At 63.8% G+C, this 23,270-nt stretch carries 22 protein-coding genes; 11 read left to right on the forward strand and 11 right to left on the reverse strand.

The window, feature by feature from the left end; translation table 11 throughout:
* The first annotated feature begins 84 nt into the window (after positions 1 to 84).
* The 5 genes from EN852_RS31750 to hflX all read left to right on the forward strand — a co-directional run bounded on the left by EN852_RS31750 (position 85) and on the right by hflX (position 6,451).
* Positions 85 to 2,376, forward strand: coding sequence for a PAS domain-containing sensor histidine kinase (locus tag EN852_RS31750; RefSeq protein WP_127879841.1), 2,292 nt, complete (start codon positions 85 to 87; stop codon positions 2,374 to 2,376).
* On the forward strand, positions 2,366 to 3,727 hold the full coding sequence (locus EN852_RS31755) for a sigma-54 dependent transcriptional regulator (RefSeq protein WP_042642304.1): 1,362 nt from the start codon (positions 2,366 to 2,368) through the stop codon (positions 3,725 to 3,727). The genes EN852_RS31750 and EN852_RS31755 overlap by 11 nt, the downstream gene beginning before the upstream one ends.
* A gap of 84 nt (positions 3,728 to 3,811) precedes the next feature.
* Positions 3,812 to 4,675 (forward strand): D-amino-acid transaminase, encoded by an 864-nt coding sequence (locus tag EN852_RS31760; protein WP_127879840.1) that lies wholly within the window; start codon positions 3,812 to 3,814, stop codon positions 4,673 to 4,675.
* A 141-nt stretch (positions 4,676 to 4,816) separates the two neighbouring features.
* Positions 4,817 to 5,062: an RNA chaperone Hfq gene (hfq, locus tag EN852_RS31765; RefSeq protein WP_006202172.1), complete on the forward strand. Its 246-nt coding sequence runs from the start codon at positions 4,817 to 4,819 to the stop codon at positions 5,060 to 5,062.
* On the forward strand, positions 5,063 to 6,451 hold the full coding sequence (gene hflX / locus EN852_RS31770; RefSeq protein ID WP_127879839.1) for a GTPase HflX: 1,389 nt from the start codon (positions 5,063 to 5,065) through the stop codon (positions 6,449 to 6,451).
* A gap of 8 nt (positions 6,452 to 6,459) precedes the next feature.
* On the opposite strand, the gene mazG is transcribed toward hflX, so the two are convergent.
* Positions 6,460 to 7,284, reverse strand: a complete 825-nt coding sequence (gene mazG / locus EN852_RS31775; RefSeq protein WP_127879838.1) for a nucleoside triphosphate pyrophosphohydrolase — start codon at positions 7,282 to 7,284, stop codon at positions 6,460 to 6,462.
* A gap of 81 nt (positions 7,285 to 7,365) precedes the next feature.
* On the reverse strand, positions 7,366 to 8,550 hold the full coding sequence (locus EN852_RS31780) for an amino acid aminotransferase (RefSeq protein ID WP_127879837.1): 1,185 nt from the start codon (positions 8,548 to 8,550) through the stop codon (positions 7,366 to 7,368).
* Between the two features lie 144 nt (positions 8,551 to 8,694).
* Between EN852_RS31780 and EN852_RS31785 the strand changes: the two genes are divergently transcribed.
* From EN852_RS31785 to EN852_RS31805, 5 genes are all read left to right on the forward strand, one after another.
* Positions 8,695 to 9,216, forward strand: coding sequence for a sigma-70 family RNA polymerase sigma factor (locus EN852_RS31785; RefSeq protein WP_246694468.1), 522 nt, complete (start codon positions 8,695 to 8,697; stop codon positions 9,214 to 9,216).
* Positions 9,213 to 9,986 (forward strand): anti-sigma factor, encoded by a 774-nt coding sequence (locus EN852_RS31790; RefSeq protein ID WP_127879835.1) that lies wholly within the window; start codon positions 9,213 to 9,215, stop codon positions 9,984 to 9,986. The genes EN852_RS31785 and EN852_RS31790 overlap by 4 nt, the downstream gene beginning before the upstream one ends.
* An 18-nt stretch (positions 9,987 to 10,004) precedes the next feature.
* Complete coding sequence (locus tag EN852_RS31795; protein WP_127879834.1) at positions 10,005 to 10,721, forward strand: Bax inhibitor-1/YccA family protein; 717 nt, start codon at positions 10,005 to 10,007, stop codon at positions 10,719 to 10,721.
* Between the two features lie 173 nt (positions 10,722 to 10,894).
* The gene (locus tag EN852_RS31800) at positions 10,895 to 11,770 is read left to right on the forward strand and encodes an aldose 1-epimerase family protein (RefSeq protein ID WP_127879833.1); all 876 of its coding nucleotides are present in this window, start codon (positions 10,895 to 10,897) and stop codon (positions 11,768 to 11,770) included.
* 3 nt (positions 11,771 to 11,773) lie between these two features.
* Positions 11,774 to 12,184 carry a hypothetical protein gene (locus EN852_RS31805; RefSeq protein ID WP_127879832.1) on the forward strand — a complete coding sequence of 137 codons (411 nt, stop codon included), beginning with the start codon at positions 11,774 to 11,776 and terminating at the stop codon, positions 12,182 to 12,184.
* Positions 12,185 to 12,279: 95 nt separating this feature from the next.
* Here EN852_RS31805 and EN852_RS31810 read toward each other — a convergent pair whose 3' ends face one another.
* Positions 12,280 to 13,023: an outer membrane beta-barrel protein gene (locus tag EN852_RS31810; RefSeq protein WP_189546298.1), complete on the reverse strand. Its 744-nt coding sequence runs from the start codon at positions 13,021 to 13,023 to the stop codon at positions 12,280 to 12,282.
* Between the two features lie 183 nt (positions 13,024 to 13,206).
* On the reverse strand, positions 13,207 to 14,118 hold the full coding sequence (locus tag EN852_RS31815; protein WP_127879830.1) for an agmatinase: 912 nt from the start codon (positions 14,116 to 14,118) through the stop codon (positions 13,207 to 13,209).
* 117 nt (positions 14,119 to 14,235) lie between these two features.
* On the opposite strand from EN852_RS31815, the gene EN852_RS31820 reads away from it, so the two are divergent.
* Positions 14,236 to 14,541, forward strand: coding sequence for a lysozyme inhibitor LprI family protein (locus EN852_RS31820; protein ID WP_127879829.1), 306 nt, complete (start codon positions 14,236 to 14,238; stop codon positions 14,539 to 14,541).
* A gap of 318 nt (positions 14,542 to 14,859) precedes the next feature.
* Here the strand turns inward: EN852_RS31820 and EN852_RS31825 are convergent, their stop codons facing one another.
* The 7 genes from EN852_RS31825 to EN852_RS31855 form a co-directional block, all read right to left on the reverse strand.
* Positions 14,860 to 15,672: an MBL fold metallo-hydrolase gene (locus tag EN852_RS31825; RefSeq protein WP_127879828.1), complete on the reverse strand. Its 813-nt coding sequence runs from the start codon at positions 15,670 to 15,672 to the stop codon at positions 14,860 to 14,862.
* On the reverse strand, positions 15,669 to 16,463 hold the full coding sequence (locus tag EN852_RS31830) for a TatD family hydrolase (RefSeq protein WP_127879827.1): 795 nt from the start codon (positions 16,461 to 16,463) through the stop codon (positions 15,669 to 15,671). The genes EN852_RS31825 and EN852_RS31830 overlap by 4 nt, the downstream gene beginning before the upstream one ends.
* Positions 16,463 to 18,007: a methionine--tRNA ligase gene (gene metG / locus EN852_RS31835; RefSeq protein ID WP_127879826.1), complete on the reverse strand. Its 1,545-nt coding sequence runs from the start codon at positions 18,005 to 18,007 to the stop codon at positions 16,463 to 16,465. The genes EN852_RS31830 and metG overlap by 1 nt, the downstream gene beginning before the upstream one ends.
* Positions 18,008 to 18,134: 127 nt before the next feature.
* Positions 18,135 to 19,190: a DNA polymerase III subunit delta' gene (locus EN852_RS31840; protein WP_127879825.1), complete on the reverse strand. Its 1,056-nt coding sequence runs from the start codon at positions 19,188 to 19,190 to the stop codon at positions 18,135 to 18,137.
* Positions 19,187 to 19,861: a dTMP kinase gene (gene tmk, locus EN852_RS31845; protein WP_127879824.1), complete on the reverse strand. Its 675-nt coding sequence runs from the start codon at positions 19,859 to 19,861 to the stop codon at positions 19,187 to 19,189. Before tmk ends, EN852_RS31840 begins: the two co-directional genes overlap by 4 nt.
* A gap of 72 nt (positions 19,862 to 19,933) precedes the next feature.
* A complete protein-coding gene (locus tag EN852_RS31850; RefSeq protein WP_127879823.1) occupies positions 19,934 to 21,112 on the reverse strand; it encodes a D-alanyl-D-alanine carboxypeptidase family protein in 1,179 nt (392 codons plus the stop codon).
* A gap of 116 nt (positions 21,113 to 21,228) precedes the next feature.
* Complete coding sequence (locus EN852_RS31855; protein ID WP_127879822.1) at positions 21,229 to 22,494, reverse strand: septal ring lytic transglycosylase RlpA family protein; 1,266 nt, start codon at positions 22,492 to 22,494, stop codon at positions 21,229 to 21,231.
* Positions 22,495 to 23,270: the final 776 nt, after the last annotated feature.

The following is a 23,270-nucleotide window of genomic DNA, read 5'->3' on the forward strand; positions in this document are numbered from 1 at the left end:
GATTTCCTCCTCGGCCACACTTGTTGCATAATCGCCACAATGCGTTGCATACATCCGACGCAATGACCGACTCTGTACCGCGACATGGCAGCTGAGGCTCCGACCCTGAACCAACCGCTTTTCAGTCAGGCCGGCACGCGTGACGGCCGACGACTGCTGGCGCTGCCCGGCGTGGTCGCCATCGCCGGCGCGGTGATCACGGCGGCGATCTCGTTTGCCATCCTGGTCGGCGCAACGCCGATCGCGCCGACCGCCGACACGACCTGGGCCCTCGTCGCGGCCAACGCTGTCTTTGTTCTGTTCCTGATCGCGCTGATCGCCCGCGAGGTGCGCCGCATCGTCCTGGCGCGGCGCCACGGCAGGGCCGCCTCGCGGCTGCATGTGCGCATCGTCGCGATGTTCGCGCTGGTTGCCGCCATCCCGGCCATCATGGTGGCGATCATCGCCTCAATCACGCTCGACATCGGCCTCGACCGCTGGTTCGAGATCCGCACCAAGACGATCGTCAACTCGTCGCTGTCGATCGCCGACGCCTATGTGCAGGAGAACGCGCGCAACCTGCAGGGCACGACATTGTCGATGGCCTACGATCTCGACGCCTCGCGCACGCTCTACGGCCTCGACCGCAGTGGTTTCCTCGATCTGTTGAACAAGGAAGCCGTTGGCCGCGGACTGGCGCACGCCGCCCTGATCAAGCCTGACGGCTCGTTCGTCATGAAAGCCAAGACCGACGCCGACTTCGCCATGCCTGAGCCGCCGGCGGGCGCCGTCGACACCGCGGCGGCCGGCAAGCCGGTGCTGATCGAGCCGCGCACCCGCAACATCATGGGCGCCATCATCAAGCTGCGCGAGATCGAAGGGCTCTACCTCTATACGATCCGGCTGGTAGATCCGGACGTCATCAAGGCGCGCCAGATCGTCAGCTCCAACACCGACGAATACCGCAACCTCGAGGATAACCGCCGCACCTCGCAGGTCGCCTTTGCATTGCCTTACCTGTCGCTCACGCTGATCATTATCCTGTCGGCGATCTGGACCGGCATCGCCGTTGCCGACCGGATCGTGCGGCCGATCCGTCAGCTGATCGGCGCCGCCGACGAAGTGGCCACCGGCAATCTCGACGTCGCCGTGCCCGTGCGCCAATCCGACGGCGATGTCGCCTCGCTCGGCGAGACCTTCAACAACATGATCCTCGAGCTCAAATCGCAGCGCAACGAGCTCCTTTCGGCCAAGGATCTGATCGACGAGCGCCGGCGTTTCTCCGAGGCGGTGCTGGCCGGCGTCACCGCAGGCGTCATCGGCGTCGACCCCTACGGCATTATCACCATCGTCAATCGCTCGGCCGAAACCATGCTGGCGATTTCGGCAAGTGCGACGCTCGGCCAGAACCTTTCGGCGGTCCTGCCCCTTGTCGGCCGGGTCTTCGAGATCGGACGCCAGTCGGGCAAGCCGGTCTACCGCGAGCAGGTGACCTTCTTCCGCACCGGTCTGGAGCGCACGTTCAACGTCCAGGTCACCGTCGAGTCCGGCGACGACGGCGAGGAAGAGAAATCCTACGTGGTCACGGTCGACGACATCACCGATCTCGTCCAGGCGCAGCGTTCCTCGGCCTGGGCGGATGTGGCGCGGCGCATCGCGCATGAGATCAAGAACCCGCTGACGCCGATCCAGCTCTCGGCCGAGCGCATCAGGCGCCGCTACGGCAAGGTCATCACCGAGGATCGCGAGGTCTTCGACCAGTGCACCGATACCATCATCCGCCAGGTCGAGGACATCGGCCGCATGGTGGACGAATTCTCGGCCTTCGCCCGCATGCCGAAGCCGGAGATGAAGGCGATCGACCTTCGTGAGTCGCTGCGCGAGGCCTCTTTCCTGGTCGAGGTCAGCCGCCCCGACATCGCTTTCCAGCGCGATTTCGGCAGCGAGCCGTTGAAGGGCACTTTCGACAGCCGCCTGATGGCGCAGGCCTTCGGCAACGTCATCAAGAACGCCGCCGAGGCGATCGACGGACTTGATCCGGAGGATCGCTCGGACGGCACAATCCGGATTCAAGCGGGGCGCCAAGATGGTGCCATACGAATCGACGTTATCGACAACGGCAAGGGGCTGCCGCGCGAGAATCGCCAAAGGCTTCTCGAGCCCTATATGACGACGCGCGAGAAGGGCACCGGACTTGGCCTCGCTATCGTCAAGAAGATCGTGGAAGACCATGGCGGCCGTCTCGAATTGCACGACGCGCCAGTGGATTTCCATGGTGGCCGGGGCGCGATGATCTCGATCATCCTGCCGCCGGCGACGGTCGTAGCCGCGCCGCCACGCGGTGAAGGTCGAAACGAACACGAACGAGAAACTGAAAAGGTCGGTAATGGCGTCTGACATTCTCATCGTCGATGACGAGGAAGACATCCGTGAACTTGTCGCCGGTATCCTGAGCGACGAGGGTCATGAAACCCGTACGGCGCATGACGCCGACAGCGCGCTTGCGGCGATCGCCGATCGCGCGCCGCGGCTGATTTTCCTCGACATCTGGCTGCAGGGCTCGCGCCTCGACGGCCTGGCGCTGCTCGACGAGATCAAGACCATGCATCCGAACATGCCGGTGGTGATGATCTCCGGACACGGCAACATCGAAACCGCGGTCTCGGCCATCCGGCGCGGCGCCTATGACTTCATCGAGAAGCCGTTCAAGGCCGATCGCCTGATCCTGATCGCCGAGCGAGCGCTCGAAACGTCCAAGTTGCGGCGCGAGGTTTCCGACCTGAAGCAGCGCAGCGGCGAGACCTTCGACCTGATCGGCATGTCGTCGGCCATGAGCCAGTTGCGGCAAACCATCGAGCGCGTCGCGCCCACCAACAGCCGCGTCATGATCGTCGGCCCGTCCGGCTCCGGCAAGGAACTGACGGCGCGCGCCATCCACGCGCTGTCGTCGCGCAAGGCTGGCCCGTTCGTGACGCTGAGCGCGGCCACCATCACGCCAGAGCGCATGGAGATCGAGCTGTTCGGTACCGAATCGAACGGCACCGAGCGTAAGGTCGGCGCGCTGGAGGAAGCGCATCGCGGCATCCTCTACATCGACGAAGTTGCCGACATGCCGCGCGAGACGCAAAACAAGATCCTGCGCGTGCTGGTCGAACAGCAGTTCGAGCGGGTAGGCGGCACCAAGCGCGTCAAGGTCGATGTCCGCATCATCTCGTCCACCTCGCAAAACCTCGAGGCGATGATCGCCGACGGCCGCTTCCGCGAGGACCTCTACCACCGCCTGGCCGTGGTCCCGGTCATGGTGCCGGGGCTTGCCGAGCGGCGTGAGGACATTCCCTATCTCGTCGACAATTTCATGAAGCAGATCGCGCGCCAGGCCGGTATCAAGCCGCGCCGCATCGGCGACGACGCGCTGGCGGTGCTGCAGGCCCATAACTGGCCGGGCAACGTTCGCCAGCTGCGCAACAACGTCGAACGCCTGATGATCCTGGCGCGAGGGGAAAATCCCGATGCCCCGATCACCGCCGACCTTCTGCCCTCCGAGATCGGCGACGTGATGCCACGCACGCCCAATCAGTCGGACCAGCACATCATGGCGCTGCCGCTGCGCGAGGCACGCGAGCAGTTCGAGAAGGACTATCTGATCGCCCAGATCAACCGCTTCGGCGGCAACATCTCGAAGACGGCCGAATTCATCGGCATGGAGCGGTCGGCCTTGCATCGCAAGCTGAAGTCGCTGGGTGTGTAGGACCGGCGTGGCTTAGCCGATTGTCCGGTACGGCAACGGCGGAATCGCCTAAGAAAGCCGGACGTTTTTTCCCTGAGGATGCCCATGCCGCGCATTGCCTATGTCAACGGGCGCTATGTCGTCCATGCCCAAGCCAGCGTCCACATCGAGGACCGCGGCTATCAGTTCGCCGACGGCGTCTATGAGGTCTGCGAGGTGGCGCGCGGCCATATCGTCGACATGCCGCGCCATCTTGCCCGGCTTAAGCGCTCGCTGAAGGAACTGTCGATCGCCTGGCCGGTATCGGAAGGCGTGTTGCCGATGCTGCTGCGCGAGGTGGTCAATCGCAACGGCGTGGTGAACGGCCTTGTCTATGTGCAGGTGACACGCGGCGTCGCCAGCCGCGAGTTCGTTTTTCCGCCGGCGGGGACGAAATCTTCCCTGGTCATAACCGCCAGAAAGGCCGATCCGGCCGCGGCGGCGAAACGGGTGGAGACCGGCATCAAGGTCATCACCGTGCCTGAGAATCGCTGGGACCGCGTCGACATCAAGAGCACGGGCCTGTTGCCCAATGTACTCGCCAAGCAGAAGGCCAAGGAAGCCGGCGCCCAGGAAGCCTGGTTCGTCGACGCCGATGGCAACGTCAAGGAAGGCGGCTCGTCGAACGCCTGGATCGTAACCCGGGACGGCGTCCTGGTGACCCGGCCGGCCGAGCACGGCATCCTGCGCGGCATCACCCGCACAACGCTTTTCGATGTCGCCGCCAAGCTCGGCCTCAAGATCGAGGAGCGCGGTTTTTCGGTCACTGAGGCCAAGGCAGCCAGGGAAGCGTTCATCAGTTCGGCGACCACAATCGCCATGCCGGTGATCGAAATCGACGGCGCGCCGATCGCAAATGGCCATCCCGGCTCTATGACACTTTCGTTGCGGCAGGCCTTTTTTGACGTTGCGGAAAAAAGTCCAGCCTGATACCGCACAACTGGAATGAACCTCAACTATCTCGTTCTGCTTGCCTTTGTATCGGCAAGAGGGGGTTTGTGCGCTTGACAGGTGCCGCGTAATTTGGCGCACTGGCCGCAAACCGAAGGGGATCGGCGAAAGACAAGAAAAATGGCGGAACGATCGCAAAACCTTCAGGACCTGTTCCTGAATTCAGTTCGCAAGAGCAAAAATCCACTTACCATCTTCCTCATCAACGGCGTGAAGCTGACCGGCGTCGTCACTTCGTTCGACAATTTTTGTGTGTTGTTGCGGCGCGACGGGCACTCCCAGCTCGTCTACAAGCACGCCATTTCCACGATCATGCCGAGCCAGCCGGTTCAGATGTTCGATGGCGAGGAAAGCCAGGGCGCCTGATTGGCACGTGATAAGGACGCGGACCGCAGCGTTCGCGGAAAACAAGGACATCAACTCGGGCCGGAAGCCAAGGATCCGACCCGGGCTGTCGTCATTGTGCCGGTGCTTACCCGCCAGCCACGCGGCGACGAGGAAACCAGCCGTCCGCGTCTGACCCGCTCGGCGGATGCCCGCCATGACGAGGCGGTCGGGCTTGCCAGCGCCATCGACCTCGATCCGGTCCACACCGCGGTGGTGACGGTCGCCGACCCGCGGCCGGCAACGCTGCTCGGCAGCGGCAAGGTGGCCGAGTTCGCCGACATCGTGAAAGAACGCAAGGCGGAGCTGGTCATTGTCGACCATCCGCTGACGCCGGTTCAACAGCGCAATCTCGAAAAGGAACTGAACGCCAAGGTGCTCGACCGCACCGGGCTCATTCTCGAAATCTTCGGCGAGCGGGCGCGCACCAAGGAAGGCACGCTGCAGGTCGAGCTAGCTCATCTCAACTACCAGAAGGGCCGGCTGGTGCGCAGCTGGACCCACCTCGAGCGGCAGCGCGGCGGCGCCGGCTTCCTCGGCGGTCCCGGCGAAACCCAGATCGAATCCGACCGCCGCATCCTGCAGGACAAGATCACCAAGCTGAAGCACGAGCTGGAAACGGTGCGGCGCACGCGCGACCTGCACCGCGCCAAGCGCAAGAAGGTGCCTTTTCCGGTGGTGGCGATCGTCGGCTACACCAATGCCGGCAAGTCGACGCTGTTCAACCGACTGACCGGGGCAGGGGTGCTGGCCGAGGACATGCTGTTCGCGACGCTCGACCCGACGCTGCGGCGCGTGCGGCTACCGCACGGCACGCCGATCATCCTGTCGGACACGGTCGGCTTCATCTCCGACCTGCCGACTCATCTGGTCGCCGCCTTCCGGGCGACGCTGGAAGAGGTTGTCGAGGCCGATCTGGTGCTGCATCTGCGCGACATCTCCGATCCGGACACGGCGGCTCAGGCCGAGGATGTAGAACGCATCCTTGCCGATCTCGGCGTCGACGCCGCCGACACGAACCGCGTGATCGAGGTCTGGAACAAGATCGATCTGCTCGACGAGGGCAATCGCGAGCGGCTGCTTGCGGAGGGCGCAAGCGGCAAGTCGCCGCCGATCGCCATTTCGGCGGTGACCGGCGAGGGAATAGACACGTTGAAGGCGCTCATCGAGACACGGGTGTCGGGCGAGCTGGAAACGATGACGGTGACGTTGAGCCCGGCCCAGCTCGGCCAGGTCGACTGGCTCTACCGCAACGGCGATGTTGTTTCGCGCACCGACAACGAGGACGGCAGCGTCACCCTGTCGCTGACGGCCACGCACAGCGCCCGGCAGGAGATCGAGAGCCGCCTGCATCGCAAGAACGGCAGCTAACCGGCTGATTACTTGGCGCTTTTGGCCTGCTGCCAGAGCGCTTCCATCTCGTCGAGCGTGGCCTTCTCCAGGGAACCGCCCGAAGCCGCCAGGGCTTGCTCGACATAGTGGAAGCGCGAACGGAACTTTTCATTGGTGCCGCTGAGCGCCACTTCCGAATCGAGCTTGAGGTGGCGGCCGAGATTGACGACGGCAAACAGCATGTCGCCGAACTCGTCCTTGATCGGAGCGGCGTCGCCGGTGGCAAGCGCTTCGCGTAATTCGCCGATTTCCTCCTCGATCTTGTCCAGGATGGGGGCTGCCTCGCTCCAGTCGAAGCCGACGCGCGCTGCTTTCTCCTGCAGCTTGAGCGCGCGTGTCAGGGCAGGGAGCGCCACCGGCACGCTGTCGAGAAAACCTTTGCCGTGATCTTCCGGATCGAGCCCGCGCGCGATGCGGGCGTCGCGCTTCTCGGCCTTTTCCGCCGCCTTGATCTTCTCCCACATGCCCTTGGCCATTCCGGCGCTGCGCGCCTTCTCATCGCCGAAGACATGCGGATGGCGGCGGATCATCTTGGTGGTGATGGCCTCGACGACATCGCCGAAAGCAAACTCACCGATCTCCTCGGCCATCTGCGCGTGATAGACGACCTGGAGCAGCAGGTCGCCCAGTTCCTCGCGCAGGTCGTCGAAATCGCCGCGCGCGATCGCATCGGCCACTTCATAGGCCTCCTCGATCGTGTAGGGCGCGATGGTCGTGAAATTCTGCTCGATATCCCAGGGGCAGCCGGTCTTCGGCGCGCGCAGCGCCGCCATGATCTCGATCAGCCGGGAAATGTCTTTCGAGGGTTTCATAGCCTCAAGCCTAACGCGCAGCCCGCAAGCCGACCATCTCGGCGGCTCGCTGGCGTGACTTGTCCACAGCTGTCGCAGGCTTCAGTCGAGCACCGAGACGATCGCCTTGGCGAGATCGTCCATGCCGTCTTCCGGCAGGCCGGCGACGTTGATGCGGCTGTCACCGACCATATAGACGGCATGCTCGGTGCGCAGGCGCTCGACCTGTGCCTCCGTCAGCCCAAGCCTGGAAAACATGCCGCGATGGCTGGCGACGAAATCGAAGCGGTCGGAGTTGGACTGCCGGCGCAGCGCCTCTGCGAAGGCGACGCGGAGTCTCAGCATGCGCAGCCGCATCTCCTCGAGCTCCGTCTCCCAGTCTTTCCTCAGACCAGCGTCTTCCAGCACCATGCGCACGGCCGCCGCGCCATGATCCGGCGGCATCGAATAAAGCGCGCGCGCCGCCGCCAGCATCTGGCTCATCGCCACGTCCGCCTGCGCGCCGTCCTTGGCCATGATCATCGCGGCGCCCACGCGGTCACGATAGACGGCGAAATTCTTCGAGCAGCTCGAGGCGACGACCAATTCAGGAACCTTGCCGGCCAGCAGCCGCAGACCCGCGGCGTCGGCGTCCAGGCCCTCGCCAAAGCCTTGATAGGCGATATCAACGAAAGGCAGCAGGCCGCGCTCCAGGAGAACGTCGGCGACCTTCGCCCACTGATCGAGATCGAGATTGGCGCCGGTCGGGTTGTGGCAGCAGCCATGCAGCAGCACGACATCGCCGCTGTTAGCCGTCCTGAGCGTCGCCAGCATCTCGTCGAAGCGGACGGAACCCGAAGCGGCATCGAAATAGGGATAGTTGCGAACCTCAAGGCCGGCGGCGCGCATCACGGGCGGATGGTTCGGCCAGGTCGGATCGGACAGCCAGACGGTCGCGCCCGGGCGCGTGCGCTGCAGCAGCTCCGCCACCAGCCTGAGCGCGCCCGAGCCGCCCGGCGCCTGGGCTGCGCGGATGCGCGACAGGTCGGCCTTGTCGCCAAAGGTAAGCTTGGTCATGGCGGCGTTGAAGCCGGTATCGCCGGCAAGGCCGAGATAGGTCTTGGTGTCCTGGGTGGCCAGCATCTGCTTCTCGGCTTCGCGCACGGCGCGCATCACCGGCGTCTTGCCGTCGATGTCCTTGTAGACGCCGACACCAAGGTCGACTTTGCCCGGACGTGGATCGTTGCGATAGAGGCCGATCAGGGCAAGGATCTTGTCGGCGGGTGCGGGCTGCAGGGTCTCGAACATCGAAAAGGACTCCAATGGCGGCGGAGTGATACGCAAATCGCCCCCGCCGCGCCAGCGGTTTCCTCACAGACGGCGACACGAAAAGAATGCCGGGCAGGGGATTAAATTCCCTACATGCTCCGTAAACAGGGCATGAAACGGTCGATGGCACGCTTCGATATTGTCGGGCAGTTGGGATCGCTGCGGCGTTACGCGCGCTCGCTGACGCGCGACAGCGCCGACGCCGAGGATCTCGTCCATGACACGCTGGTGCGCGCCTATGAGCGGCGCACGACCTTTCGCTCGGGCGGCAATCTGCGCGCCTGGCTCTTGGCGATCTTGCACAACATGTTCATCGACCGCATGCGCTCGCGCCGCTCCGAGACGGCGCGCATCGAACAGGCCGGTCTCGTCGCCGACCGGAGCGTGCCGGCGTCGCAGGACCATTCGGTGCGCCTGTCGCAGGTCAGGGAGGCGTTTCTTTCGCTCCCCGAGGAACAGCGCTCCGCGCTCCATCTCGTCGCCATCGAAGGGCTTTCCTATCAGCAGGCGGCCGAGGTCATCGGCGTGCCGCTCGGAACGCTGATGTCGCGCATCGGCCGCGCGCGTGCCGCGCTGCGCGAGATGGAGGATAGCGGGCCGCAGAAAGCCCGGCCACATCTCAGGATCGTGGGAGACGATCAATGACCGCTAGTGTCGACCCCGTGACCGATGCCGATCTCGACGCCTATGTCGACGACCAGCTCGATGTCGCCCGCCGCATCGAGGTCGAGGCGCACCTCGCCGCGCGCCCGGAAGCGGCGGCGCGCGTGATGTCGGACCTGAGGACGCGCGACGAACTTCGCGTCGCGCTTGCCGGACCCGTCGGCATGGCCCGTCCGGCCACGACCGAAGCGGCGCGACGGCTGGAGCGGGCGCTAGCGAGGGGGCGTATGCTTGCCGTGCTGCAGCGCGCCGCGGCGGCGGCCGTGCTGGTCGCGGCGGGCTGGCTGGCCAACGGCATTTTCGGACCGATCGCGGTCACCAAGGTGGTCGCCTCGACGCAGCCGCCGGCGTATGTCGAGGATGCGGTGAGAGCGCACCGGACGACCTTGATGCGCGAGACGATGCCGTCGCAGAAAGAGGCGCCGGGCTACGATGCCGACGAGATCCGTGCAGCCACTGCGATCGTCATGCCGTCGCTGCCCGAGGACTGGAAGATCCGCGACGTCCAGGTCTACCCCTCGCAATTCGGGCCGAGCGTCGAGGTGGCGGTCGAGACCGGGGACCTCGGCCTCGTCTCGCTGTTCGCCATCAGGCCGGGCACGTTCGACGTCGTGAAGCCGACGGTCTCGCCCTCCGACGACATCTCGACTGCCTATTTCCAGATCGGCGAGGTCGCCTATGCCGTGATCGGGCGCGGCGACGCCGGCAATCTCGACCGTGCCGCCGAAAAGCTGGCCAGAACCCTCTACTGAGAAACCAAGGAGAACCGAATGAACAGCCCCAATCTGGGATACCGAATGGGCACCGGCGTCCAGGCCGGAGCCGTCTATGACGAGGGCCTGCGCAAGCACATGCTGCGCGTCTACAACTATATGGGCCTCGGTCTCGTCGTCACCGGCCTCGTCGCCCTCTTCGTGGCCTCGACGCCGGCGCTCTACGTGCCGATCTTCTCCAGCCCGCTGAAATGGGTGGTGATGCTGGCGCCGCTCGCCTTCGTCATGATCTTCTCGTTCAAGATGCAGACCATGTCGGCGGCGAGCGCGCAGACGATGTTCTGGGCCTTCTGCGCGGTCATGGGCCTGTCGCTCGCCTCGGTGTTCCTGGTCTTCACCTCGACTAGCATCGCGCGCACCTTCTTCATCGCCGCCACAATGTTCGGCGCCACCAGCCTCTACGGCTACACGACCAGGCGCGACCTGACGCAGTTCTCGTCCTTCCTGATCATGGGCCTGATCGGTGTGGTGATCGCGAGCCTGGTCAACCTGTTCCTCGGCTCGACCGCGCTGCAATTCGCCATTTCGGTGATTGGTATTGCCGTCTTCGTCGGCCTCACTGCCTGGGACACGCAGACGATCAAGGAGCAGTATGCAGAGAATTTCGACGCGGAATCGCTGCAGAAGCTCGCCGTCTTCGGCGCCTTCTCGCTCTATCTGAACTTCATCAACATCTTCCAGCTGCTGCTAAATTTCACCGGCGAGCGCGAATAGCTGGACCGTAGCAGGCAGCATTGCTGACCTCGGCTGGCCGGAGGGAAACCTCCGGCCATTTTTTGTCCTATCGCCGTGCACCGCCGTGTGAGGTGCCGCATGCCTGCCGCGCTTGAGTTCACGCGCGGCCTTTTGCTAGCCTGCCGGCCAGATCAGCCAGCCGCGAGGATGCAATGGAACAGGTGACGCTTCACGCTGACGGGATCTCGGCGACCATCGTCGAGCAGGGGGCCGAACTGATCTCGCTGCGCGATGCCGACGGTACCGAGCTTCTGTGGCAGGCGGGGCCGGCCTGGCGCCGCCATTCGCCGGTCCTGTTCCCGATCGTCGGCCGACTGAAGGGCGACCAGCTGCGCCATCGCGGACAAACCTATCCGATGACGCAGCATGGCTTTGCCCGTGACCGGCGTTTTGCCTGGGCGGAGCAGGGGCCGACCTCCTGCACATTGGTGCTGACGGATGACGCGGAGACGCGAACCCACTACCCCTTCGCCTTTCGCCTCGCCATCGGCTACGACCTGAAACCCCGGCAACTTGGCGTCACCTTCGAGATCACCAATACCGGAGACGAGCCGCTGCCGGCCTCGATCGGTGCGCATCCGGCGTTCAACTGGCCGCTGCTGCCGGAACTGCCCAAGGAGGCCTACCGGTTGACCTTCGCCGACAATGAAGCGGCGCCGGTCCGCCGCCTGAAGGACGGCCTGCTGCTGCCGGACCCGCTGCCGACGCCCATCGAAGGAAAGACGCTGCCGCTTTCCGAAAAACTGTTCGTCGACGACGCCGTCATCCTCGACAGGCCGGACAGCACCAGCGTGCGCTACGCCGCAAGCCAAGGTCCGGCGATCGATATGTCATGGCAGGGATTCAATGAGCTCGGCATCTGGTCCAAGCCCGACGGCGCGCCCTTCCTGTGCATCGAGCCCTGGCACGGCATCGCCAGCCCCATCGATTTCGACGGCGAGTTCGCCGACAAACCCGGCGTCATGCTGATCGAGCCGGGCAGCCGGCGCGTCCTGAGCTACCGGATAGGCCTCAGCTGGGAACCGTAGAGCATGGCATATGCCGTGAAGGCGCAGATCGAGGATCCTCGGGCGGAGACATTCATCTTCGCCGCCCAGAAGACTATGTATGGCGGCAAGCACATCGCTGAAGGCGACATCGTCTTCCTGTTCGCCGGCGAGAACGAAGGCGGGCAGGGGCTTGTCGCGCGTGGCGTCGTGACCTCTTCAGAGGCTATCCCGAGACGTCCCGATCTCGAACGGCAGACGCCGCGCGTCAGCGTTTCCATTCGCCGCGCCGCCTTGGCGACGGGACGGCTAGGCCGCGATGAGCTCAGGCGCTTCAAGGATTGGAACGACGGCCGGCCCGAGACCGAGCTCAACTTCAAATTCTACCGCCAGGCGACGAACAAGATCGTCGGCATTTCGGAGGAAGCGGCCACGTTTCTCGAAGGGTTTTTCTAAACGGGCAGCGCCCGCTTCCGACACAACAAAGAAAAGCCCGGCAAAGGAAAGCCCGGCGCGGGGCCGGGCCAATCCAAATCGGGACTATCGATCGGTCAATTGCCGAACTTGTAGCTCAACCTCGCCATGACGACGTCGGCCCTGGCCTTGACCTTGTATGTCTCCGGATTGTTTCCGAGCGAACCGTTGTCGAACACATTGGGTCCGGTGCTGGTCTTGGAGCCGAGATCGATATGCGTGTAGTCGACGCCGAGGCTCAGCTTGTCGGTGAGGGCATAGTCGATGCCTGCGCCGATGGCATAGCCATTGTGCCAGTCGTTCTGCTCGTAAGTGACGAGAGCGTCGTTGTCGCGCGCCTTGAAGCCGACCTCGCCGCCGGCATAGCCGCCCTTGGCGTAGATCAGGACGCGGTCGAAGGCATAGCCGATCCGGCCTACCACCGTTGCATAATGCTGGATTCGACCGGTCTCGGTATCGCTGTCCGGGAAATAGGGACTGACGATCGTCTTCCTTATTCCCGTCGCAGTCCACGAGGCTTCGCCGCCCAGCACGAATTGGTTCCACTGATACTGGGCGCCGACATGCACGCCGCCGGCGATATTCGTATCGCGGAAATGGAACCCCTCGGTTCCGGCGGGAACCGCATCGGTAAAGAAACCGCCATTCGGTTGCGTGACGTCGGTGGCCGTTATGTCGCCATTGGCGACGCCGATATGCGCGCCGGCATAGAAGCCGCTCCAGTCATAGGCCGAGCCGGCAATCGGGCCAGCCATATCCGCGGCCGAAGCAGCGGTCGCGCTTAGCCCAGCCAGCGCGGCAATTGCAATAAGTCTCTTCACTGAAGTCCTCCGATCCACCCAAATCCCATCGGTGCTTGAACATAGACGAATATTTGAAAATAAAGTGTGATGAATTAGTCGCATTACCTATTAATTTGAAGGATGCATGGGGGCGGTCAACAAAACAGTAATCTCTAATATAATTGGCGCAAACGAAGCTCCTGACGAGCGGTTGCCCAGCTTCTACACTTGCCGGACTACAGCGCCTATCGCGTTGACGACAAGTCGGGCGGCTGTCAGGGCCGACAGGCCGTCAATGTCAGCGGGAGCGTAGAACTCGACGAGGTCGAATCCAGCGATCCAGGCCCGCCTGCCAAGGCCGGCAATCAAGTCAATTGCCTGGGTGTAGGAGAGGCCGCCGGGCGTGCGCGCCGCCACGCCCGGCATGATGCCAGGATCAAGACCGTCGCAGTCGAGGGTGACAACGACCTGCGCGCCTTCGGGAATATGCCGCAGAGCGACCTCCACGCCTTGAGCGTGAACCTCGCGCGCCGTCACGAAGCGGCTGCCATAGCGCCGCGCTGCTTCGATTTCGGCGTGGCGTGCGCTGCCGACGCTGCGCAGGCCGACTTGCACCATCCCTGCCACATGCGGCATCTCGCTCGCCCGCCGCATCGGGCTCGAATAACCATGGCGCTCGCCATGAACTTCGTCGCGCCAGTCGATGTGGGCGTCGATCTGCAGGATCCAGATGGGTCCACGGTCGGCGAAGCCGGCAAGGAACGGAATGACGACGGAATCGTCACCGCCAAGCATGATCGGCACGGCCGGCAGAGACAGGACTTCGCGCGTCTTTGCCTCGATCCGGGCCCGGTTGCCGGCATTGTCGTGCATGATGGTCAAGATATCGCCGGCGTCGGTGCAGCAGCCCGGCCCGCCATTGAACAATGGGCCACCGAGATCGAAATCCCAGTGCTCGACCAGCGGGGCATCATCCTGGCTGGCGGTGCGGATGGCATTGGCGGCCTCGGCATAGCCGCTGCTGTCCTGGCCCCGATAGGTGCTTCCATGACCCGCTCCGAAGATCACGGCTCGCGGCACGCGGCCGTCGGAGAGATGATCGGGACAGCCGAGAAAGGAAGGCGTGGCGGTCATTGTCCGGATGCTTTCATTGTTGCGCCGCGGCGCGACGGCAGCTTGGGGCAGGGTAGTTGCTTCAGCCCGGAGTTTTGCGACAATTCGCATCTCGCGCAACACAATGGGGCTACAGCGATGAAAAGCGTTCTGATACTGGCGGTTTGTGCTTTGCTCCTTGCCGCCTTGTCGCCGGCAACGGCCGGGGAGAAATTACGCGCCTCGGCTATCCATATCGACAATGCCATCAAGCTCGCCGGACACGAACCTGCCTCGTGCATCAACTACGTGACCGAACTGTGCTCTTTTGAGAGCGACGACGGCCAGTCGCAACTGGGACTGATCGATTGCGCGAACCGCGAGGTCAACGTGTGGGAGGATCGTCTCAACACGACCTATGCGGCGCTGATGGCCAAGGGCCCGGCAGGCGCTGATTCTCGATGACGAGCTGTCGGATCTGCAGTGACGGCGATGACACTGCCGAAGTTCTCGTCGCGGGCGGGGTTCCTCGGCGGCCTCTCGGGATGAAGTCGCCGGATCGGCTATTCAGGCGATTAGTTCCGGAGCGGCGATCGGCTGTCATATCCGTAAGTCGCATAAGATAGATTATGGAACTTGCGTGTTAGGCGCCGACCCTAGAAATTGCCGCGGCTTTCGTCCACGGTGTTTGTCGCCAATGGCGCCACTTTGCGAATTCGGGCTACCAGCCAAACCCATGAATGACCGGCTGCGACACCAACTGAGCAGTTGCCGCTATCGCTCTCACTCGTAAGGGATTTCGATCACCATGCCGTCATAGGCCGGCGCCACGTGCTCCGGCGTCTCAGCCATGACCACGGCGTAGTCCAGCGGCACGTGCATATGTGTCAGCACGGCTTTCGTTGGTGCCAGTTTCTCGATCCAGCCCAATGCCTGGCCGAGCGACAGATGGCTGGGATGCGTGTTGTACTGCAGCGCGTCGATCACCAGCACGTCGAGGCTGCCCAAACGCTCGACGGTGGCCTCCGGGAAGCCGCTTATATCCGGGCAGTAGGCAAGTCCGCCGATACGGAAGCCGAGCGAAATGATATCGCCATGGAATTGCGGCAGCGGCTCAAAGGTGAGGGCGCCCCCCTCGCCTTCGATCGTAACCGGGCGCGCGTGATCGATGATGTGGGCCTTGACGATCGGCGGATACGAGCTTCCGGGCGGCGTCTCGAAGCAATAGCCGAAGGCCTGGCGCAGCCGCTCCATCGTCGGTTCGTCGGCGTGGATGTCGATCCTGTGCCGCTGGTCGTGCACAAAGCCACGCAGATCGTCGATGCCATGGATATGGTCGGCATGCGGATGGGTATAGACGACGGCGTCGATATGCCTGACCGAAGCCATCAGCATCTGCTGGCGGAAATCCGGTCCCGTGTCGATGACGACTGTGGTGCGCGCGCCGTTGGTGGCAATGCGCTCGACCAGGGCTGCCGTGCGCATGCGCCGGTTCTTCGGATTCGCGGGATCGCAATTGCCCCAATCGCCGGTGATGCGCGGCGTGCCTGGCGATGAGCCGCAGCCAAGGATGGTGAAGCGCAGCCGGTCGCTCATGTCGGCGCCACGTCCGGACGCGGCATCTTGGTGAACAGCCTGAAGAAGTTGCCGGTAGTAATATCGGCGATTTCAGCCTCGCTGACGCCGATGGTCTCGGCAAGCACCTTCGCCGTGTTCGCCACATAGGCCGGTTCGTTGCGTTTTCCACGATAAGGGATTGGCGCAAGGTAGGGCGCGTCGGTCTCGACCAGCAGCCGGTCGCGCGGAACATCGGCCGCGATGGCGCGCAACTCGGGGGAATTCTTGAATGTCAGGATGCCGGAGAAAGAAACGTAGCCGCCCAGCGCCACGCCGACTTCGGCCAGCCTGCGCCCGGACGAAAAACAATGCAGGATGAAAGGGAAGGCGCCCTTCCCTGTCTCGTCCTCGAGGATCGACGCCATGTCGTCGTCGGCATTGCGCGCATGGATGACCAACGGCAGGCCGGTCCTGCGTGCCGCGGCGATATGGGTGCGAAAACCTTGCGCCTGCGCATCGCGCGGCGCCTTGTCATAGTAGTAATCCAGCCCGGCTTCGCCGATCGCCACCACCTTTGGATGCTCGGCGAGCCGCACCAGCTCGTCGGCGGTCACATCAAGTTCTTCCGCCGCTTGATGCGGATGGGTGCCGACCGAGCAATAGACCTCGTCGAAAGTTTCAGCGATTTCAAGGATCTGCTGAAAGCGCTTCACGCGCGTCGAGATCGTGACCATACGGCCTACTCCGGCGGCGAGCGCGCGGGCGACGATAGCCGCCCGCTCCTCGGCGAAGTCCGGAAAGTCGAGATGGCAATGGCTGTCGACCAGCATCAGGCGCCCTGCTCGACATAACGCGGGAACACGCCCTCCGGCGCCGGCAATGCGGTGCCGGGCACCAGCGAGTGGTCGGCATGGACGTGCTCGAAAGCACGCCTGTCCACAGGCACCGCCAGCAGGTCGAGCAGCTTGGCCGCCGATCCCGGAATGAAGGGCTGGCAAAGGAGTGCCACGCGTCGCACCAGTTCGGCCGTTGTCCACAAGACCGTTTCCATCCGCTCCGGATTGGTCTTCTTCAGCGCCCACGGCTCCTGGGAGGCGAAATAGCGGTCCGCTTCCGCCACCACGCCGAAGATCGCCGCCAGCGCCAGATGGATGCCCTGCTCCGCCATCGCCCGGCGCGAAACGGCCAGCGCTTCGATCGCCTGGTCGAGGATCGCCGTATCGGCCTCCGCCAGCTCGTCGCGCCTCGGCACCGCGCCGCCGCAATTCTTGGCGATCATCGACAGCGACCGCTGCGCCAGATTGCCGAGGCCGTTGGCGAGATCGGCGTTGGTGCGGTTGACGATCGCCTCATGGCTGTAGTTGCCGTCCTGGCCGAACGGCACCTCGCGTAGGAAGAAATAACGCACCTGGTCGACGCCGTAGTGGTCCACCATCGTGAAGGGATCGATGACGTTGCCGACCGACTTCGACATCTTCTCGCCGCGGTTGAACAGGAAGCCATGTGCGAAGACGCGTTTCGGCAGCGGGATTCCCGCCGACATCAGGAAGGCCGGCCAATACACGGTATGGAAGCGGACGATGTCCTTTCCGATGATGTGAGCGTCAGCTGGCCAAAACCGCCATTTCTCATCCTTTTCATTGGGATAGCCTATGCCGGTGATGTAGTTGGTCAAGGCGTCGATCCACACATACATCACATGCTTCTCGTCGCCTGGCACCGGCACGCCCCAGTCGAAGGTGGTGCGCGAGATCGACAGGTCCTTCAGCCCCGATTTGACGAAGCTCATCACTTCGTTGCGACGCTCGGCCGGACCAATGAAATCGGGCTGGCTCTCGTAGAGCGTGAGGAGCTTGTCCTGATAGGTCGAAAGGCGGAAGAAATAGCTTTCCTCCTCGACCCATTCGACAGGCGTTCCCTGCGGTCCGTAGCGCACATTGTCGGCGCGGAGCTCGGTCTCCTCCTCGCCGTAATAGGCTTCGTCGCGCACCGAGTACCAGCCGGCATAGCCGCCCTTGTAGATGTCGCCATTGGCGGCCATCGCCTTCCAGATCGCCTGGGAGGACACATAATGCCGCTCCTCGGTGGTGCGGATGAAATCATTGTTGGAAGCGTTGAGCGCGGTCGCCATGCGCCGGAACTCGGCCGAGTTGCGGTCGGCGAGCTCGCGCGCCGCGATGCCTTCCTTGCGCGCCGTCTGCAGCATCTTGATGCCGTGCTCGTCGGTGCCGGTCAGGAAGAAGACGTCCTTGCCGTCGAGCCGCTGGAAGCGGGCGAGCGCGTCGGTGGCGATCAGTTCGTAGGCATGGCCGATATGCGGCTTGCCGTTCGGGTAGGAGATCGCGGTCGTGATGTAGAATGTGTCGCGTGACATGAATGAACCGTCATGAATATCTGAATGTGAGTTGTGGCGGTGGATATCGCATCGGAACGTCGATTGCCATCCCGAGGCCAATGCATGCCGCCCGAAAGTGGGCCAACGGCATGCATCAAACGGGCCGTCACATTCGCATCGCAGAATTCAGGCGGTCGATCATGGTCAGGGCGTGCTGCTTCTTGTCGAGATTGTAGGTCTCGGCCTCAGATATCGTGTTCAGCGCATCCTGCCAAGTCTCGGACAGCGTTTTGGCCCTGGCAAGGTCGCCGGACAGCGCCGCTTCGCTGGCGGCGTCCGAAAGCAGATCGAGCGCGCGGCGGTTGAAGATGTCGAACTGGATCGCCTGGTCGCGTCCCGCCACGGCCTCGGCGAGGCGGTGCGCGCCGGCAATGTCGGGCCTCCCGGCCGCCACCAGTGCGTCGAGCGCGCCGGCGATCTCCAGCCCGCCATATTGGGTGAGCAGGATGGCGTTGCGGGCGCTGCCCCCTGCCCGCTCGGCAAGTGCCGCGCGCGCGGCGGGATCGTCCGGCGGCGGCGGTTCGACATTCTCCAGCACGGCCATCAGCTCGTCGGCCGCGAGCGGTGCCAGCCGCACCATCTGGCAACGCGAGCGGATCGTCGGCAACAGGCTGCCCGGCGCGTGCACGATCAGAATGAACAAGGTGCGCGCCGGCGGCTCCTCGAGATTCTTGAGCAAGGCGTTGGCGGCGTTGGTGTTCATGTCGTCGGCCGGGTCGACGATGACGACGCGGTAGCTGCCGTCATGCGAGGTCATCGACAGGAAGCGGCTGACCCTGCGGATTTCGTCCACGGTCAGCACCGTCTTGAAGCTCTTGGTCTTGTCGTTGGCCGGGCGCGTCAGATGCAGCACGCCCGGATGCGCCCCGGTGGCGATCTGACGAAACAGCGAGGAAGCCGGATCGGGAACGGCAAGCGTGCCGGGCGCCGTCCTGAAATCCGGGTTTTTTAGAAGATGGTGCGCCATGTGGAACGCAAGCGTCGCCTTGCCGATGCCGAGCGGTCCGGAAAAAATCAGCGCATGCGGCAGCTTGCCCGCGCGGTAGGCGCCAGCGAGCATCCCCGCCGCCGTCGCGTGGCCGATCAGCCGCGGCGTTTCGGCCGGCTCGGGCACGCCGTCCAGCGTGTCATGCTGCTCTGGGGCGATGCGTTCGAAGATCATGCCGGCGCCGTCTCGATCCTTTGCGCCGGCATCCGCGCTTCCAGCGCCGCGAAGACAGCGGCGGTGACGACATTCTCCACCGTGTCGGGATCGGCGGAAGCGTCGATGACGACACAGCGCTCCGGCTCCGCCTCGGCGATGGCCAGGAAAGCCTCGCGCCGAAGCCGGTGGATGGCCAAGGTCTCCTTCTCGAAGCGGTCGGCGGCGTCGCCCGCGCCGCGGCGTGCCGTCGCCCGCTTTAGGCCTTCAACGGGATCGATGTCGAAGATCAGCGTCATGTCCGGCATCATGCCGTTGATGGCGACCGCCTCCAGCGCCTTCATGAAATCGGCGTCGATGCCGCCCGTGACGCCCTGGTAGACGCGCGAGGAATCGATGAAACGGTCGCACAGCACGATCGAGCCACGCTCGACCGCCGGCCGAATGACCTGCTCGACATGGTCGGACCGAGCAGCGGCGAACAGGATTGCCTCCATCTTCGGTCCGAACGGCTCGGCCGCGCCGGACAGAAGAACGTGCCTTACCGCCTCGGCGCCGGGCGATCCGCCCGGTTCGCGGCTGACCAGAACCTCGTATTTCTTGGCGCGCATACGCCGCGCCAGCCGCTCGATCTGCGTCGACTTGCCTGCTCCTTCGCCGCCCTCGAAGGTGATGAAAAATCCGCTCGCCAATCGAGACTGCCTTTGCCCGTGCTGGCCGCTGTCATAGCTCCCGTCCGATAAAAGGTCCACGAACTTGCCCGATCACAAATGTTTCTGACGCAGCCAGCCGACAGCGAGTTCCTTGACGGCATCCAGCGCACGCTGCGGCAGCGTGCCCACCTTCACCGACTCGGCGGCATAGAGCGGTGTCTGCTGGCTCAGCGTATCGCCTATCCAAACGCGCAGCTCACCGACCGGTTGCCCTTCCTCGACGGGCGCCGACACCGGACCTTGATAGATGATCCTGGCGGTCAGCTTGTCGCGGTTGGCTATAGGCAGAAAGATGTCCACGGGGCCTTTGGCTTTCAAGGCCAGGCCGGATTTGACGCCGCCAAAGACCTGCGCTTCGCCGACCACCTCGTCCTTGGCGAAGATCTCGGTCTTCTGAAAAGACCGCGAGCCCCAGTCCAGCAGCTTGCGCGCCTCCTCGGAGCGTTCGCGGTCGTTCGCCAGTCCGCTGAGCGCGGCGATCACACGGACGCCGTTGTGACTGACTGTGCCAACCAGGCCGAAGCCCGCCTGCTCGCTGGCGCCGGCGACAAAGCCGTCGGCCTCGATGCCCATGGCGATCAGCGGATTGCGGTTTCGCTGCGCGATCTTGTTCCAGGTGAAATCCGGCTGGCCGTAATAGTGGAAGAACTCGGGATAGTCGCGCCACAGATGCAGCGCCAGCATCGTCAGCTCGCGCACCGTCGTCTGCTGGCCGTCGGCCGGCAGGCCGGTCGAATTGACGAAGGTCGATTTCGACAGGCCGAGCTGGCGGGCGCGATCGGTCATCTGCGCCGCGAAATTCGCTTCCGAGCCGGCCATACCCTCGGCAAGCACGATGCAGCCGTCATTGGCGGCCTGCACGGTGACGCCCTGGATCAGGTCCTCGACGCGGACCGCGGATTTGAGCTTGGCGAACATGGTCGAGGTCCCGGACGGCGCGCCGCCGGTGCGCCAGGCGTTTTCGCTGACGACGAACGTGTCGTCGAGTGTGATCCGCTTCGCCTTGATGGCGTTGAAGACCACCTCCATCGTCATCAGCTTGGCCATCGACGCCGGCGGGATCGGCTTGTCGGGGTCCTTGGCGAAGAGCACCGTGCCGGTGTCGGCATCGATCATGAACGCCTGCGTCGCCTTGGTCTCGAACAGCTGCGCGCTCGCCGGGGCGGCGCAAAGCAGCGCCAGCACCAATCCCAGAAGGCTGGCGAAAGGCGGAAGAATGCGCAATTGCATGAAATGTCGACCCAATCTGAGCAAAACCGGAGAGTCGCCCGGAATTGCGCAAAGACTACCCCGCGGCCAAGCTAGCAGGGTTTTTTCGGCCGGATCAACGTGCAGTGCGAATTTGATCAGTTACGCACAACCAGCGCGTCCGGCGCGCCATGCGACCAGGCTGCCTGGAGCAGGTCGTCGATGCTGCCATGTCCATCCGGATAGACATTGACCGCATACCAGTCATTGCCGTCGAGCTCCGTGCGCTGGATCTCGGTCCGGCCGAACGGCTCGAGCGCCGCGGCCACACGCTTGGCCTCGGCGGCTTCGTCGAAGGAACCGGCGGCGACGTAGTCGTACCCAGGCGTCTGTTCCTGGCGGTTTGATTTCTTCCACGATTGCAGGATATCGGCCGGCGACATGCCGCCGGCATCGAGCGCGGCAAAGACATCGGCGCGCTTCACCCGCTCATCCGCATAGGACAACGAAGCCATGGCGAAGGGCGAGTTCGGCGGAAGGCCGAGATCCGGACGTTCCGGCACGATCGGCCCGAAATCGGGCAGCACGACATCGCTGCCGCCCTGCGTAGAGAACGCTGCCGGCTGAACGGTGGCTTCATCCGACAAGCCCGGTTGCGCGGCAAAGGCCTGCCCTGAATTGGTCAACTGTCCAGGGAACGGCACCGCGGCCGGCGGCGCGCCGACCGACAAGCTCGGCGACGGGCCATTCATGGCCACCATCACGCCAGTCGGCAAACCGTCCGACGGATCCGGCCGGTTGTTGCCGGGCCGGTAGGACGCCACCAGATACTGATCGTCATTACCGTCGAGCGGCGCCCTGCCGACATATTCGACTTTGACCCTGGCGGTGCCGACCTTGTCATAGTCGAGCATCTGCGCCGCGCGTTCGGAGACGTCGATGATGCGGCCTTCATGATAGGGACCGCGGTCGTTGACGCGAACGATCACGGAACTGCCGGTATCCAGATTGGTGACGCGGGCGTAGCTCGGCAGCGGCATCGTCGGATGCGCCGCGGTCAGTTGCGCCGTGTCATAGACTTCGCCATTGGCGGTCAACCGCCCATGAAAGGCATCGCCATACCAGGAGGCCAGGCCGACCTTGGTGAAGCCCTTCTTATCTTCCTTCGGATAATACCACTTGCCGCGAACCTGATAGGGCTTGCCGAGCTGGTCGCGGCCGCCGCCACGGCGCATGAACTGGACGCGCGGGCTTGCCTTCACGCCATATTCGGATTCGGCGAAATATTCCTTGGGATGGGCTCTCTTGTAGACCATCCCCTTCGGCTCGGGTTGTGAGGCGCAGGCGGCCAGCAACAGGCCCGAAAAGGCGCACAGGGCGAAAGCAGAAGCGCGACGAAGACGCGGGCGCGCCGGAGTCTGCATGTTTTCGATTGTCCCCTACCGTACTGCCACCCGACGGAGCCAAGCGTCCGCCGATGCCAGCAACACCTTGATCCCCAATCCCTTTGTGCACAGGAATTGCTTATCACGATGTTAACCGATTATGGCAGCAACAGGGCGAGATTGCGGCAAAGGTACAGAGCATGCGTGCTGCAGGCTACCCGCGCCGGGTTTACAAGGCCCTTTTCCGGCGACATCAAGCACCGCCAGAAGGATAATCGGCCCTACCGGACTCAGGTAAGAAGCGGCTGGAAGTCCCTTATGCCGGAGGCGGTGGGGGCGGTGGTACGGACGAAACCTGCTGGGCCGTCGCGCGCGACAGGATCTCGCGCTTCGTCAGGATCGGCTTCTCGTAGCTCTTCTTCACGATTTCCCCCTGCTTGAAATATTAGCGAAGCGAAATTGACCGACCTTTCACCGAATTGTCAATCCAACTCCCGGTCGATGGATAGGAGCGCGGTCCCCGGCGGCGCGATTCACGGCTTCCACGCGCCTGATTGAGCCCTGGCGATTGACAGGTCTTTGCGCGAGGCACTAGAGCATGGCTCGCAGTCCTACCGACATGGCCCTCGCGGCCAACGAGACGGCGCCTCGTGGAAAATCACGATGGAGGGATGGCCGAGCGGTTTAGCAGGCTGCGGAAAAACCGGAGCCGTGGGGCCGTTTTGCGTTTGGTTGATGCGAGATCGGCTTATGCGAGGGTCATTTTAGCGGCTCTTTCGGCTGGTTTTGCCGCGATCGGCCGGTTTGAGGTGGAT

Source organism: Mesorhizobium sp. M2E.F.Ca.ET.209.01.1.1, from assembly GCF_004010375.2.
Lineage (GTDB): Bacteria > Pseudomonadota > Alphaproteobacteria > Rhizobiales > Rhizobiaceae > Mesorhizobium.